Origin of the sequence: Methylovulum psychrotolerans (genome assembly GCF_002209385.1) — a bacterium.
In the GTDB taxonomy this organism is placed as follows: Bacteria; Pseudomonadota; Gammaproteobacteria; order Methylococcales; family Methylomonadaceae; genus Methylovulum; species Methylovulum psychrotolerans.
In genome coordinates this window covers 119,188-132,796 of the sequence record NZ_CP022129.1, presented here as the reverse complement: position 1 = coordinate 132,796, position 13,609 = coordinate 119,188, and the positions used below count along the sequence as shown (strand labels likewise).

Here is a 13,609-nt window from a genome sequence, read left to right as displayed (position 1 = left end):
AGTATTTGACGCTAAAAATAATCGCTAATGTATTTTATATACGACGTAACGGCAGATAGCCAACGCTTCCCTCTATTACCGTTACTACAGACAATCGTTGCGGTCATTTACGGCCCATCAAAAGCCATTTGGCGCGTAGCTAAGGTACGCGGTTATGGCTTGGCTATTTGCACTCTCGAAGACGATGTTATCGCTGAAGATATTGTTGAAATTGAAGCAGAAAGCCTGATTGGCATTGCCCAAGATCCTACGCAATGATTTTATGATTTGGATTGTTCTGATGACGATAAGCAAATTCGGTTCGGGTTGTTTGATTCAACTGCATTGTTTATTGACGGCGACAATGTGCTTATCCCAACGGTATTGGCTGCTTTTACAAAGGTAGATAGCCGGGGGGCTTTCTAGCCACGCTTACCCTCTCTTATTTTACCCCACAAACCACACTGGCAACCCAATGGCACAAGTAAAAATTTATGGCCTAGCTGAAAAACTCAATCCCATCAAACAGCTCTTATCCGAGATAATCCATTCCTGTGTGATGGACGCGTTGGGTATGCCCGCCGACAAACGGGCGCAGCGGTTTTTTCCCTTAGTGCCTGAAGACTTCCTCATGCCGGGCGGCAGGTCGGATGCCTATACTATCATTGAAATCTCGCTGATAACCGGACGCAGCGTGGCGACGCGCAAGCGTCTGATCCGCCTGTTGTTCGACCGCATCAACGCGCAACTGGGCATTGATGTTATGGACATAGAGATTTGCCTGTATGAAAGCCCGGCCTGTAATTGGGGCTTTCGGGGGCTGCACGGCGATGAAGTCACGCTTAACTATGACATCAACGTCTGATGGCTCGCTCGACGGCGGCGTTGCCTATTCTGCCTGATAGTGTTTGTTAATTACGGCCTATACTCTAGATAGCCAAGCCCACTCTGCCCTAGGAGTCCGCTATGCCCCAAAAAACTGCCGCCAGTTTGCTCTTCATCCTGCTTGCAGGCTGTGATGCACTACAATCCTCACCCCCTGCCCCCGCGCCCGCCGAGATAAAATGGGTGGTCGCGGATAAGTACACATTGACTCAAGCGGTCACCGCCGCCTTGACCCGCGCCGATCCCGCCATTGAATTGGGGAAAAAACAGTATAAAGAAATGAGTAACGAGCGGCAGTTTCTCAATAAGCAAATTGAGCACTTGGAACTGGATCTTAGGCTCCAATGCTATGAGGCGTGGGACAAAGTCCATAAACAGGGGCCGGCCAAATCTGGCCAGCCCCCTAGCAAGCCACCGACCCGGCTCGATTATTCGCCAAGCAATCCCATTGACTACGATGACCCCGATTATAGGGCCTGTTTGCGAAAAATCACCACTGACCCGCTACTCAACGATTTACAAAGCAAGCAGCATACCTACTATTTTGAGCAGGAACGGGAGTACAGCCAACGCGAGCAGACGTTGCGGCAAAACACCGAAAGTACCCTCACCCAACTGCTCGACACTTATGCGCAAGCGCACGGCTATCAGCTAATTATTGAGAGCGGCGAACGTAATGTGCTGTTCAACCGCAATAAAATCGTCTTGAATGTCACCGCCGACCTGCTGGACTTTATTGGCAAACAGCCGCTGATAACCCCCGCCCCGCCTGTGGCCAACAAGCCAGCCACGGGCGGCAACCCATCCCCACCCTAAAAACACTATGACGATGCTCTATTGCCGCCACTGTGGCGGCCAAGTTGACGAAACCGCCACCACTTGCCCGCACTGCGCGGCGGTGCAGGACAAGACAGCCATCGGCACGGCGGCGCAAGACGGGCAGGCCGACAACGGGGCGGGGGAGGATAACGCCGATAGGCCGTGGTCTTTGCTGGGCCGTGGCGGGGCGTTCTTGGCCGCGCTGATCTTATTGAGCTATGTGTGTATCGCACAGGACGAGCCGGATCATGCCAACACCACGCACCTTATTTGGGCCAGCTTCCTGTTGCTGCCGCCTTTGGCCTTTCTCATCCGACGCAAAGCGGCAGTGGTAGTGCATCGGCAATTACTGATGGCCAACGGGGCGTTGCTGGTGATGGTGCCGGTGGTTTATGGGCTGGCCAACGCCAACGCCATCAGCTTTGTCCGCTTTTCCGCCAATTTTATCGGCTTGCCCCTGGTTTATTTTGCCTGTTGTTATCTGGTCGCGTCTTGCCAACAGACTGGCCTAAGGCGGCTGCTGACCGTCCCGCTGGTGCTGGGCGGCCTGTTAGGGCCTATCAGCACCTTCATCCTGTTGGTTGTTTTCGGCAATGGCATCGATCCGCCCAAAGTGGAACGGCGGGTGGAACCGAATATAAGCTATAAGTCCACCCCTTGGGGCTGGGCTGGGGGCGACTCCGGCTATGACATACACCGTTATAAGACCCTGGACTTTTTGCCTTTCTTGCAACAGGAGGAGGACAACTACCGCGTGACGGAAACGGAAGAGCGATGACGGCGGTATACTGCAAACATGGATAACCGCCCAGTTTGCGGCACTTTGCTTCGCCCTCTTACCGCCATTAACTTAATGGACTTATATCTGTAATTTCAACAAAATAAAAGTAGGGATCTCGTTTCTCGTCCCATTTATGCCCTTTACTTCCTTGTAGGTGCGCGGGTATACGCTGTGTGGGAATGCTATCAGGAACCTAAGTGTACGGGCGGACACCGTTTCCGCCCTTTTAAACAGAGGGAATTATGATCGGCGTATTGCCGCCACTGCGGCAGACAGCTTGCCGGAGCCTGTCATGAGCTGGCCGACTGCGGCAGGCTTCGGAAAGGGCTTATTCGCTATCTTGGCTTTTGGGTTTGTGGTTGGCCGGGGTTTCGTCTAACGCCAATTCGGCGGCGGCGATTGGCTGTTCGCTGGTTTCTGCGTAAGCATCGTCAAAAGGCATGGGGGAGGCTGAAATTAAAATTAATGCGGTGTAACGCGCCAATTTATGGATATGTTTAATCATGATGTAGTCCTCATAAAGAGATGGGATAAGCCCGATGGCTACTTAGTGATGCAGTAGCTGATAAACAGTAAGCGAGTTTCGTGCCATGGCTTTTTAAGTTGCAAACTCAGTAAAATCAAGGGCTGAAGCCTTGTTGGCTGGGGCTTGGTAAAGGGCGGGGCGGTGATTGGTTGCAATAAACCGACGGTATAGGCTCATATCAACAGCACGGGCCGCGTAGGGGCGATGATTGGCGTAAGCCTAGGGACGCTTTTTGCGCACAGCGCTTTGGGGTCGCCGCCATATTTTGCAGGGTAGGGGTTATTGGGCAAGGCTTGCCAAATATTCGCGTGCCATAAATAATGCGGCGATGGAGCGGGCTTCGGTGCATTCGCCTGTCGCCAAAAGCGTGTTAATATCCGCCAATTGCCAAGCCACCACTTCCAGTTCTTCCGGTTCGTCGCCGAGCAGTTTTTCGGGGTAGAGGTCTTGGGCGAGGATGATTTCGGTGGTATGTTCCAAATAAGACGGGGCTAGGGAAAAGGTGCTTAGATGGTACAGGCGTTTGGCGCCGAAGCCGATTTCTTCTTTCAGTTCACGGTTGGCGGCTTCAAAAAAGGATTCGCCCGCATCGACTTTGCCTTTCGGCAAACCCAGCTCGTAGCGGTGGGTGCCCGCCGAATATTCGCGGATCAGCAGCACAGTATCGGGGTCTTGCATCGGCACGACCAAGACCGCGCCGTTAGAACCGCCCCGTGCCAGGCGTTCATAATGGCGTAACTCGCCGTTGCTAAACTGTATTTCCAGAGCTTCAATCCTGAACAAGCGGCTTTTGGCAACAGTGGTTTGGGTTAGGATAGTCGGTTTTTCTGCCATCGGGATAATTTTCAAGTCAGTCACCTCACTATAACGCACTCTTATGATAGATTGGAATAAAATTGATACGGTTCTTTTGGATATGGACGGTACTTTACTGGATTTGAATTTCGATAACCACTTTTGGAAGGAATTTGTGCCGCAACGTTATGCCGAGCGGCATGGCTTGACGTTAGCGGCAGCTAAGGAGCGGCTGATCCCGCAGTTTAAAAGCATGGAAGGGCGTTTGGAGTGGTATTGTCTGGATTATTGGACGCAGGCCTTGCAGTTGGACATTGCCGGGCTGAAAGCGGAACTGGCAGGGCTGATTAGCGTGTTGCCGCATGTGGTGGAGTTTTTGACGGTGTTGCGCGGTTCGGCAAAGCAGGTGTTTTTGGTGACCAATGCCCACCGTGACGGGTTGGACATTAAAATGGCGCAAACCAGTTTGCGGCCTTTTTTTGACGGCATTATCTGCTCCCATGATCTGGGCTTTGCGAAAGAGCAGCCGGAATTTTGGCCGCTGTTTCAGCAACAGCAGCCGTTTGCCAAGCAGGCGGCGCTGATGGTTGACGATAATCTGGCCGTGTTGGCGGCGGCGCGGCAGTTTGGTATCGGCCAAGTGGTCGCGGTCGCCAAGCCCGATAGCCGCCAGCCTAAACGCGCTATTGCCGGGTTTCCGGCTATTGAGGATTTTCGGGAGTTGTTGGTGGGGCTTTAGGCGGGTACGGTTTGCTACTGCGCTTGCTCCGGTCGCCGTTCGGGCGGGGCGGGCGCGGCCTTTTCGGGGGGATGATAATCTCTGCCAGCAAGTCTTTGGTAATGGCCTTGACGGGGATTTTTTGTCCGATATAGCTTTCAATGTCGGGCATGGAATAGGCGTACTGCTCGCAGACAAAGCTGATGGCTTCGCCGCTGGCGCCAAAGCGGGCGGTGCGGCCTATCCTATGGACATAATCTTCGACATCTTGCGGCAAGTCGTAATTAAAAACGTGCGAAACGTCGGCGATATGCAGGCCGCGGGCGGCGACATCGGTGGCGATCAGTAGGGTGATGCGGTTTTCTTGGAAGTCGTTTAGCAGGCGTTGGCGTTTGTCTTGCGGCACGTCACCGCTTAAGGCGGCGGTTTTGTAGCCATTGGCGTTAAGCGTGTCGTCCAATTGCTCGGCGCACCGTTTGGTGTTGACGAAAATAATGCTCCGCAAGGGCTGGTATTGGTTAAGGATGCCGATCAGCAACGGCAGCTTTTGCTCGTTAGAGGGGCAGAACGCGCTTTGGGCGATGGCCTTGGAGGTGACTTCTTCGCTTTCGATGCGGATCAGCACCGGATTGTTCATGTGTTCGTAAGCCAATTCGGTCACTTTATAGGACAGGGTGGCGGAAAACAGCATGTTCAGGCGTTGGTCGGGCGGCGGCATCCGGTGGAGCAAATAGCGGATGTCTTTGATGAAGCCTAAGTCAAACATCCGGTCGGCCTCGTCCATGACGGTGGCTTTGATATGGTCGAGCGAGAAGATTTTTTGTTTGTAAAAATCAATGACGCGTCCGGGTGTGCCGATGATGATGTCGACATTGGACTTGATCTTTTCGCGCTGCTTTTCGTAGTCGGTGCCGCCGTAGACCAGCGCGAATTTTAAATCCAGATGCTTGCTGAGCAAGAGCGCGTCTTTATGGATTTGGATCGCCAACTCGCGGGTCGGTGCCAACACAAGGGCGCGGGGATTCTGCTTGGTTTTTGGGGGCGTGCTGGCGCGTGGGGCGATGATTTTGGCGTGGGTGTGGCCGTCATCGTCGCCATATTCGTCATCGTCCTCTTCATCGTCAGGCTCCGCTTGCCCGTCATTAAGCAGGTGCTGGAACAGCGCCAGTAAAAAGGTCGCGGTTTTGCCGGTACCGGTTTGCGCTTGGCCGGCAATGTCCTTATCGCGCAGCAGTAAGGGCAGGGCTTTATCTTGGATGGGCGAGCAGAATGTAAAGCCGGCCTCGTTGAGGCTACGCAAAATGCTGTCGGATAATTCCAGGTTATTAAAGCGGGTTTCGGTAAGATGTGTCTGTTTCATGTGCTATAGGATAACTTAAAAACTGCTCAGGTTAAAATACCGCGTTGCTGTTGTCAGAGGTATTGCCTAAAAATTGATTGACTCGCGTTGCTAAGCCCCCTATAGTTTTACCTTTTATTTGTTGGAGAATTAGTGTGAGTGACTCAGTCCTTCATGTAAGTGATAGTGAATTTAACGATACGGTTCTTAAAGCCGCAGGCCCTGTGCTGGTCGATTATTGGGCGGAATGGTGCGGCCCTTGCAAAATGATTGCTCCGGTTCTTGATGCCATTGCCGAAGAGTACAAAGGTAAGTTGACAGTGGTAAAAATCAATATAGACGAAAATCCGCTGACTCCACAACGTTACGGTGTGCGTGGTATCCCAACGCTTATGTTGTTTAATGAAGGCGAGGTGGAAGCGACTAAAGTGGGTGCTTTGAGCAAATCAGAGCTGGCCAAATTTCTCGATAATAACATCTAGTTTGTCTCTTGACTCAGATCTGTCACAAAAGGTTGGACGGGTCTGAGTGCATCAGTTATACTTACCCCGTGCGGTGGTCACGCGCACTCAATCACATCATCCGATAGTTACACCCCTGAATTATCATTCAATCCATTCTACTCAAGCAGTTAGGCGCAATAGTCCTGGCAGCTTCCCTTCGGGTCATCTTTTTTTATGAATCTTACCGAGTTAAAGCTTAAGCAAATCAGTGAAGTTATAGACATCGCCGAGTCTTTGGGACTGGAAAGTGTCGCCAGGTCACGCAAACAGGATTTAATTTTTGCCATCCTTAAAAAACAGGCAAAAGCAGGCGACGATATTTATGGCGACGGCGTTCTGGAAATTTTACAAGATGGTTTTGGGTTTTTACGGACTCCAGGTTGCTCCTATCTTGCCGGCCCCGATGACATTTACGTTTCCCCCAGCCAAATCCGGCGGTTTTCCTTAAAGACGGGCGATACCATCAGCGGTAAGATCCGTCCCCCTAAAGATAACGAACGTTATTTTGCCATGCTGAAGGTGGAGCAAATCAATTTTGAGCCGCCCGAAAACACGAAGAACAAAATTTACTTTTCTAACCTCACGCCTTTGTTTGCCAAAGAGCGTTTTGTGCTTGAGCAGGGTAACGGTACCAGCGAAGATTTGACCGGACGTATTATCGACCTGATCGCCCCGATTGGTAAGGGTCAGCGTGGCCTGATTGTGTCGCCGCCGAAAGCGGGTAAGACCATGATCCTGCAAAGCTTGGCGCAGGCCATTGCCGAACAGAATCCCGAATGTTACCTGATTGTGCTGCTGATTGACGAACGTCCTGAAGAGGTCACGGAAATGGAGCGTTGTGTGCGCGGCGAAGTCATTTCCAGTACCTTTGACGAGCCTGCTGTGCGCCACGTCCAGGTGGCCGAAATGGTTATCGAAAAAGCCCGCCGTTTGGTTGAGCATAAACACGATGTGGTCATTTTGTTAGACTCCATCACCCGTTTGGCCCGCGCGTACAATACCGTCGTGCCGTCATCGGGTAAGATTTTGACGGGCGGTGTCGATGCCAATGCTTTAGAAAAACCGAAACGCTTTTTCGGGGCGGCGCGTAATATCGAGGAAGGTGGCAGTTTGACCATTATCGCCACGGCGCTGGTCGATACCGGTTCCAGAATGGACGAGGTCATTTACGAAGAGTTTAAGGGTACGGGTAATATGGAGTTGCATCTGGACCGTAAAATCGCCGAAAAACGCATTTATCCGGCGATTAACATTAACCGTTCAGGTACCCGGCGCGAAGAGTATTTGGTTGATCCTGACACCTTGCAAAAAACTTGGATTTTGCGCAAAATTCTCCAGCCTATGGACGAAACGGCCGCATCGGAGTTTTTGATCGGCAAATTGAAGGATTTTATGACCAATGCCGAGTTTTTTGACTCGATGAAGCGTTAAGGTTTAGCCCAGTTTAAAGCCAGCAAAGAATCCCGCCGCGCCACTGGCGCCTTTGCTGGTGATGCTCGATAAGCGATGCACTAAAAAATCGCCCGATGATTTGGCGGCATTGGTTGCCGAGCTGGCGGCCTGTTGCAAATCCGTATCGCTGATATTGACCACCCCGTAGTATTCCGCAGCAAACAACATCACAATAGCCGCACCTGACAGAAATAAGGTCATGCGGAGCATTTTTTTGGCAAAATAGCCGACTGCCATACCGATGACAAACGGTGCGCCGACATTGTTCATTAAAAACGCCGAAGAGAAAAAATCTGGGGTTACTGGGCCTGTGGAGGGGATAAGGGTGCTGGTGGTCGTCATGGTCAAAGCGGATAGGTTAGGGGGTTGGGGCAATGTACTGGGCTTATCCTTGGCAGGATGACCCTTAGACCCCACATCTTATAGTAAGTTGCCGATAAGTTAAACACCTGGCGTTTTATAGTGGCCGGACTTGTTAGGCTAGGGTAGGCCGCAAAAAACAACTTTCTGAAAAATAATAAGCTATCTCTTATCCCGCCTCGGCTTTTCTGACCGGTATGGCTTCGCAAGAATCCGGCAAATGGGAGGCAATCATGAAACTACATGCTATAGTCATATTGTTGTCATATAAAATCAATATGCTGGGCAGGTATTAGTGTCTAAATTGCATCCATTACCTATTGTTGAGAGCCGATAATGAATTTATCTTTTAAAACTAAGCCGCTATTGTTGGCAATGAGCTTTGTGTCTTTGTTGGCGGCCAGTGCGGTCGGCCAAGCTGTGCAAACGGTCGAGTCTGGTGTCCCCGAATACGAAAAAGCCAGTGGTGTTGCCGGTAATTTGTCCAGTGTCGGCTCCGATACCTTGGCGAACCAAATGACTTTATGGGCGGAAGCTTTTAACCGCTTTTACCCGAATGTCAACATCCAAATCCAAGCAGCGGGTTCGTCAACCGCACCGCCAGCGTTGACAGAAGGCACGGCTAATCTGGGGCCGATGAGCCGTGAAATGAAAGATGAGGAGTTGCACGCGTTTGAAGCGAAATACGGTTACAAACCTACAATGGTTCCTGTGGCGGTTGATGCCTTGGCGGTGTTCGTCAATAAAGATAACCCCATCAAAGGTTTGTCTGTAGAGCAGGTGGATGCGATTTTTTCCTCAACCCGTAAATGCGGCTATGCCACTGATATCAGTGCGTGGGGTGATGTTGGCGTGGCGAGTTGGAAGGACAAAAGCATCCAGTTATATGGACGTAACTCAGTATCCGGCACTTATGGTTATTTTAAAGAACACGCGCTCTGTAAGGGTGACTTTAAAAGTAACGTTAATGAGCAGCCTGGTTCCGCTTCGGTTGTGCAATCGGTGTCCACGTCAATTAACGGCATCGGCTATTCGGGTTTAGGCTATGTCACATCGGGCATTAAAGCCGTGCCGTTGGCGAAAAAAGGCGCGAAAGGCTTTGTTGCCGCCACGCCTGAAAACGCGTTGGCAGGTAAATATCCCTTAGCGCGTTATTTGTATGTTTATGTCAACAAAAAACCTAACCAGCCCTTAGCACCGCTGGAAAACGAATTTATCAAAATGGTGTTGTCTAAAACTGGCCAAGAGATCGTCATTAAAGACGGTTACATCCCTTTACCCGCAAAAGTTATTAAAAAGGTGCTGGCAACCTTAAAATAATTGTCCGCTATGGCTTATAATAGGCAGATGCTTTAAAAGCCGATAGCATTGGCAGTCCCTTTAAAGGGGTTGCCAAGGGTTATTGAAAGGATAGCCGCGACTTGTTATCGAAGATGGCTGGGCTTTGTATCGCCAAAGCACCAGCCGTTTTTTTATAAAGCGCTGTTATACCACTGTAACATTGTATTTCTATAATCGACATTAAATGTCCGAAATAAATACCCATACCCACCTCTCCGTTATGCACAAATCATCAAATTCTTTTTATCAAAAATGGCGTTTAGCAAAAGATACCATCGCGCGTTATGGGGTGGTGGCCGGCGGCATGGGCGTAATTGCGGCGGTGGTGATGATTTTCTTTTATCTGCTGTATGTGGTATTTCCGCTGTTTTTGCCCGCCACGGCAGAATCGGCCAGCCAATACCCTGTACCTGAACCAGCATTGGGTAAGACCTTGTTGTTGGATATGGAAGAGCAAAACCAAGTCGCCGCCCGATTTACCGACACCGGCAATATCGTATTTTTTGATGTCGCCAGCGGTAAAACCTTACTCAAGGCGGCCGTCACCATCCCGGCGGCTAGCCATATCACCAGTTTTGCCCAAGCCACTCCCGTAAACGAGGGCGCGGTCATTTATGGCCTATCTAATGGCCAAGCGGTTATTGTCAAGCACCAGTATAAAGTCACTTATGCTAATAATGCCAAAGTCATTACCCCATCGATAGAGTATCCGATGGGCGACAAGCCGTTGGTCTTGGCCGAAAGCGGTTTGGCCTTGGACAAAATTACTGCCCAAATCAGCGATGGCTCGACGACGGTGGTGGCAAAAACCGCCCAGCACATTTATTTGAGCAGCTTTCAAAAGGAACAGGCCTTATTTGCCGACGAAGCGACGCTGACGCGTACCGATGCCATGCTGAACTTACCCACGTCGGGTGTGCAGGACATGCTGATTGACAAGGACGGTAGCCATTTGTATTTGCTCAGTAGCCAAGGCCGTTTAGATTTTTATGATATTGGCGATAAAAGTTCGCCTGTCCTTAAGCAAGCACAAAACATTGTCGACGCTAAGCAAAGCATTACTAGCCTGACCTTCCTGAATGGCGACTTGTCGTTATTGGTGGGTGATTCCAGCGGTTTGGTGGCACAGTGGAGCATGGTCAGGGATGAGTCTAACCGTTCAATGATGCAGAAAATCCGTGCCTTTAAGGTTTCTGATAAGGCCGTTATTGCGCTAAAATCAGAACAGCGCCGGAAAGGCTTTTTAACTTTGGATGCGGCGGGTGAACTGGGCATTTACCATTCAACCGCCGAAAAGCAATTGATTAGCGAGCATGTCGCGGACGGATTATCGGCGGTGGCCTTGTCGCCCCGCGCCAATGCGGCTTTGATGGAAGCGGCGGACGGCAAAATCCGTTTTTGGACGATTGAGAACGAGCACCCGGAAGTGTCGTTAAAGGCGTTATGGCAAAAAGTTTGGTATGAGAGCTACCCTAAACCGGATTATATTTGGCAGTCGTCAGCCTCTAACAATGACTTTGAGCCTAAATACAGCTTAGTGCCTCTGGTTTTCGGTACCTTGAAAGCGGCTTTTTATGCCATGTTAGTCGCCATGCCTTTGGCTTTAATGGGGGCGATTTATACTGCTTATTTTATGAATCCGACCATGCGCCAGTACGTCAAGCCCGTCATTGAGCTGATGGGGGCGTTACCGACGGTTATTTTAGGGTTTTTGGCAGGGCTGTGGCTGGCGCCTTTTATTGAGGAGCATTTGTCGGGGTTCTTTGCCTTATTTCTGATCGTGCCGATGGCTATTATGGTGTTTGCCTACTGTTGGCAATTTATGCCCAAACCTTTTTTGGAAAAAATCCCTGAAGGTTCCGATGCCATGTTGTTGGTGCCGGTCATTTTGTTGGCAGGTTTTTTTGCCTTTTCGGTCAGCACGCCGCTAGAGATCGCTCTATTTCATGGCAGTTTGCGGGATTGGTTTAAAAATGAGCTGGGTATTGGTTACGACCAGCGCAATGCCTTGGTGGTCGGTGTGGCGATGGGTTTTGCGGTCATCCCCACCATCTTTTCGATTGCCGAAGATGCCATATTCAGTGTGCCTAAACATTTGACGGTCGGCTCTTTGGCATTAGGGGCGACCCCTTGGCAAACCTTATCGAAAGTCGTGTTACTGACCGCCAGCCCGGGCATTTTTTCGGCGGTCATGATCGGTTTCGGGCGTGCGGTCGGAGAAACCATGATTGTGTTAATGTCCACCGGCAATACGCCTGTGATGGATCTTAGCGTGTTTCAGGGGATGCGGACATTAGCGGCAAATATTGCGGTGGAAATGCCGGAATCGGAAGTGGATAGTACGCATTATCGGGTGTTGTTTTTGACTGCTCTGGTGCTGTTTGCCTTCACCTTTATTTTTAATACGTTGGCGGAGGTCATCCGTCAACGGTTACGCGAAAAATACAGTTCATTATGATAAAAGAATGGTTTAAAACAGGTTCGCCTTGGGTATGGCTAAACGCCGCCGCCGTCAGTATCTGTCTTATTATGATTATCTCCGTGCTGGGGCTGGTCGCAGTGCGGGGGGCTAGCCACTTTTGGCCTGCCGAAGTCCTGCAATTCAGTTATCAGGATGATGACGGTACGGTACAGCCGATTATTGGCGAACATGTCGACAGCAGCGTTACGCCAGCGGCGATGGCGAAAGCCAATGGCATAAAAATGGCGGATAATGAAGACGTGTTGATACAGTATCTGATCAAAACCGGCAACCGTGATGTGACCGGCAGCGATTTCCGTTGGATACAGGAACGCCATATTAAAAGCCAAGCAGTGCCTGAAGCCATTGTCGTGGTGGAGCGGCGCGAATGGGGTAACTTCTATGGGCATTTGACGGCGGTTAAAGAGAGCGGCAAGGTCATCGCTTCAGGTGAGGCGGCTATCTCGGTGGCGTTGCAAAAGCTTGCCGAGACGTTGGTGGTGTTTAAGGACATCGCCCATCTGGAGAAAAAAGAAATCGGCGCGGTCAACTATGACTTAGAGCGTTTGCGGCTCAAGCAAAAAGGTTTGCAGTTGCGCAACCAATGGGATGCCCAAGCCCAAACCGACTGGGCGGCCGAAAAAGCCGCCGATGATGCCCAGTACCATGCTTATCAGGCACAGTTACAAGGCCTATACCAAAAAGTCCGGCAACATAGCGTTATGGTCAAGGCCGATAACGGCAAAGAATTGGAAATCTCCTTGGCAAAAGTGGTCAGGCTGTATCAGCCTAACCAGATGGGGGTGTTCGGCAAAATTGGCCATTATGGCAGTAAGCTGGTGGAATTTTTGACCGACGATCCGCGCGAAGCCAATACCGAAGGCGGCATTTTTCCGGCCATTTTCGGTACGGTGCTGATGGTGATGATGATGTCGGTTATAGTGACCCCGTTTGGTGTGATCGCCGCCGTATATTTGCGCGAATATGCCAAGCAAGGCTTTATCACCCGTGTCATCAGGATTGCCGTCAATAACTTGGCGGGGGTGCCGTCAATTGTCTACGGGGTATTTGGCTTAGGCTTTTTTGTTTACATTTTGGGCGGCAATATCGACCAATTGTTTTTCCCCGAAGCCGCCCCTGCACCAGTATTCGGTACGCCCGGCCTGTTATGGGCTTCGATTACCTTGGCCTTATTGACCCTGCCGGTGGTCATCGTCTCCACTGAAGAAGGTTTGTCACGCATCCCTAAAGCCATCCGCGAAGGCAGCTTGGCATTGGGTGCGACCAAACTGGAAACCTTGTGGTTGACGGTGTTGCCGATGGCCAGCCCGGCCATGATGACGGGCTTGATCTTAGCGGTGGCGCGGGCGGCGGGTGAGGTGGCGCCGCTGATGCTGGTGGGGGTGGTAAAAATGGCTCCAACGTTGCCATTGGACGGCAATTTCCCTTTCCTGCATTTGGACAGAAAGTTTATGCACTTGGGCTTTCATATTTATGATGTCGGCTTTCAAAGCCCCAACGTAGAAGCGGCAAGGCCTTTGGTTTATGCAACATCATTATTACTGGTCGTGGTGATCTTGGGGCTGAATTTATCAGCTATCCTGATAAGAAATCATCTGCGCGAAAAATATCGGGCCTTAGAAGGTTAAA

The 13,609-nt window shown here is 50.8% G+C and carries 14 protein-coding genes; 10 read left to right on the top strand and 4 right to left on the bottom strand.

What is annotated here, in order from left to right; translation table 11 throughout:
* The first annotated feature begins 27 nt into the window (after window positions 1-27).
* The 4 genes from CEK71_RS00670 to CEK71_RS00655 all read left to right on the top strand — a co-directional run bounded on the left by CEK71_RS00670 (window position 28) and on the right by CEK71_RS00655 (window position 2,461).
* Window positions 28-258 (top strand): hypothetical protein, encoded by a 231-nt coding sequence (locus CEK71_RS00670; protein WP_088617577.1) that lies wholly within the window; start codon window positions 28-30, stop codon window positions 256-258.
* A 196-nt stretch (window positions 259-454) separates the two neighbouring features.
* Window positions 455-844 (top strand): tautomerase family protein, encoded by a 390-nt coding sequence (locus tag CEK71_RS00665; RefSeq protein WP_088617576.1) that lies wholly within the window; start codon window positions 455-457, stop codon window positions 842-844.
* Between the two features lie 101 nt (window positions 845-945).
* A complete protein-coding gene (locus CEK71_RS00660) occupies window positions 946-1,680 on the top strand; it encodes an OmpH family outer membrane protein (RefSeq protein ID WP_088617575.1) in 735 nt (244 codons plus the stop codon).
* Between the two features lie 7 nt (window positions 1,681-1,687).
* Window positions 1,688-2,461 carry a zinc ribbon domain-containing protein gene (locus tag CEK71_RS00655; protein WP_088617574.1) on the top strand — a complete coding sequence of 258 codons (774 nt, stop codon included), beginning with the start codon at window positions 1,688-1,690 and terminating at the stop codon, window positions 2,459-2,461.
* Between the two features lie 331 nt (window positions 2,462-2,792).
* On the opposite strand, the gene CEK71_RS22350 is transcribed toward CEK71_RS00655, so the two are convergent.
* Together CEK71_RS22350 and nudE are read right to left on the bottom strand one after the other, a co-directional pair.
* Window positions 2,793-2,969 carry a hypothetical protein gene (locus CEK71_RS22350; RefSeq protein ID WP_157678895.1) on the bottom strand — a complete coding sequence of 59 codons (177 nt, stop codon included), beginning with the start codon at window positions 2,967-2,969 and terminating at the stop codon, window positions 2,793-2,795.
* Between the two features lie 300 nt (window positions 2,970-3,269).
* Window positions 3,270-3,824 carry an ADP compounds hydrolase NudE gene (gene nudE, locus CEK71_RS00650; protein ID WP_088621447.1) on the bottom strand — a complete coding sequence of 185 codons (555 nt, stop codon included), beginning with the start codon at window positions 3,822-3,824 and terminating at the stop codon, window positions 3,270-3,272.
* A 43-nt stretch (window positions 3,825-3,867) separates the two neighbouring features.
* On the opposite strand from nudE, the gene yrfG reads away from it, so the two are divergent.
* Window positions 3,868-4,524: a GMP/IMP nucleotidase gene (gene yrfG, locus CEK71_RS00645; protein WP_088617573.1), complete on the top strand. Its 657-nt coding sequence runs from the start codon at window positions 3,868-3,870 to the stop codon at window positions 4,522-4,524.
* Here the strand turns inward: yrfG and CEK71_RS00640 are convergent.
* Complete coding sequence (locus CEK71_RS00640; RefSeq protein ID WP_088617572.1) at window positions 4,487-5,863, bottom strand: DEAD/DEAH box helicase; 1,377 nt, start codon at window positions 5,861-5,863, stop codon at window positions 4,487-4,489. The genes yrfG and CEK71_RS00640 overlap by 38 nt on opposite strands.
* Window positions 5,864-5,997: 134 nt before the next feature.
* Between CEK71_RS00640 and trxA the strand changes: the two genes are divergently transcribed.
* Window positions 5,998-6,324: a thioredoxin TrxA gene (gene trxA / locus CEK71_RS00635; protein WP_088617571.1), complete on the top strand. Its 327-nt coding sequence runs from the start codon at window positions 5,998-6,000 to the stop codon at window positions 6,322-6,324.
* A gap of 195 nt (window positions 6,325-6,519) precedes the next feature.
* The gene (rho, locus tag CEK71_RS00630) at window positions 6,520-7,776 is read left to right on the top strand and encodes a transcription termination factor Rho (RefSeq protein ID WP_088617570.1); all 1,257 of its coding nucleotides are present in this window, start codon (window positions 6,520-6,522) and stop codon (window positions 7,774-7,776) included.
* 3 nt (window positions 7,777-7,779) lie between these two features.
* Here rho and CEK71_RS00625 read toward each other — a convergent pair whose 3' ends face one another.
* Window positions 7,780-8,139 (bottom strand): FUN14 domain-containing protein, encoded by a 360-nt coding sequence (locus CEK71_RS00625; protein WP_088621446.1) that lies wholly within the window; start codon window positions 8,137-8,139, stop codon window positions 7,780-7,782.
* Window positions 8,140-8,493: 354 nt separating this feature from the next.
* Between CEK71_RS00625 and CEK71_RS00620 the strand changes: the two genes are divergently transcribed.
* The 3 genes from CEK71_RS00620 (at window position 8,494) to pstA (ending at window position 13,608) form a co-directional block, all read left to right on the top strand.
* Complete coding sequence (locus CEK71_RS00620; protein ID WP_088617569.1) at window positions 8,494-9,477, top strand: PstS family phosphate ABC transporter substrate-binding protein; 984 nt, start codon at window positions 8,494-8,496, stop codon at window positions 9,475-9,477.
* A 205-nt stretch (window positions 9,478-9,682) separates the two neighbouring features.
* Window positions 9,683-11,956 carry an ABC transporter permease subunit gene (locus tag CEK71_RS00615; RefSeq protein ID WP_198328403.1) on the top strand — a complete coding sequence of 758 codons (2,274 nt, stop codon included), beginning with the start codon at window positions 9,683-9,685 and terminating at the stop codon, window positions 11,954-11,956.
* A complete protein-coding gene (gene pstA / locus CEK71_RS00610; RefSeq protein WP_088617567.1) occupies window positions 11,953-13,608 on the top strand; it encodes a phosphate ABC transporter permease PstA in 1,656 nt (551 codons plus the stop codon). Before CEK71_RS00615 ends, pstA begins: the two co-directional genes overlap by 4 nt.
* Window position 13,609 lies beyond the last annotated feature (1 nt).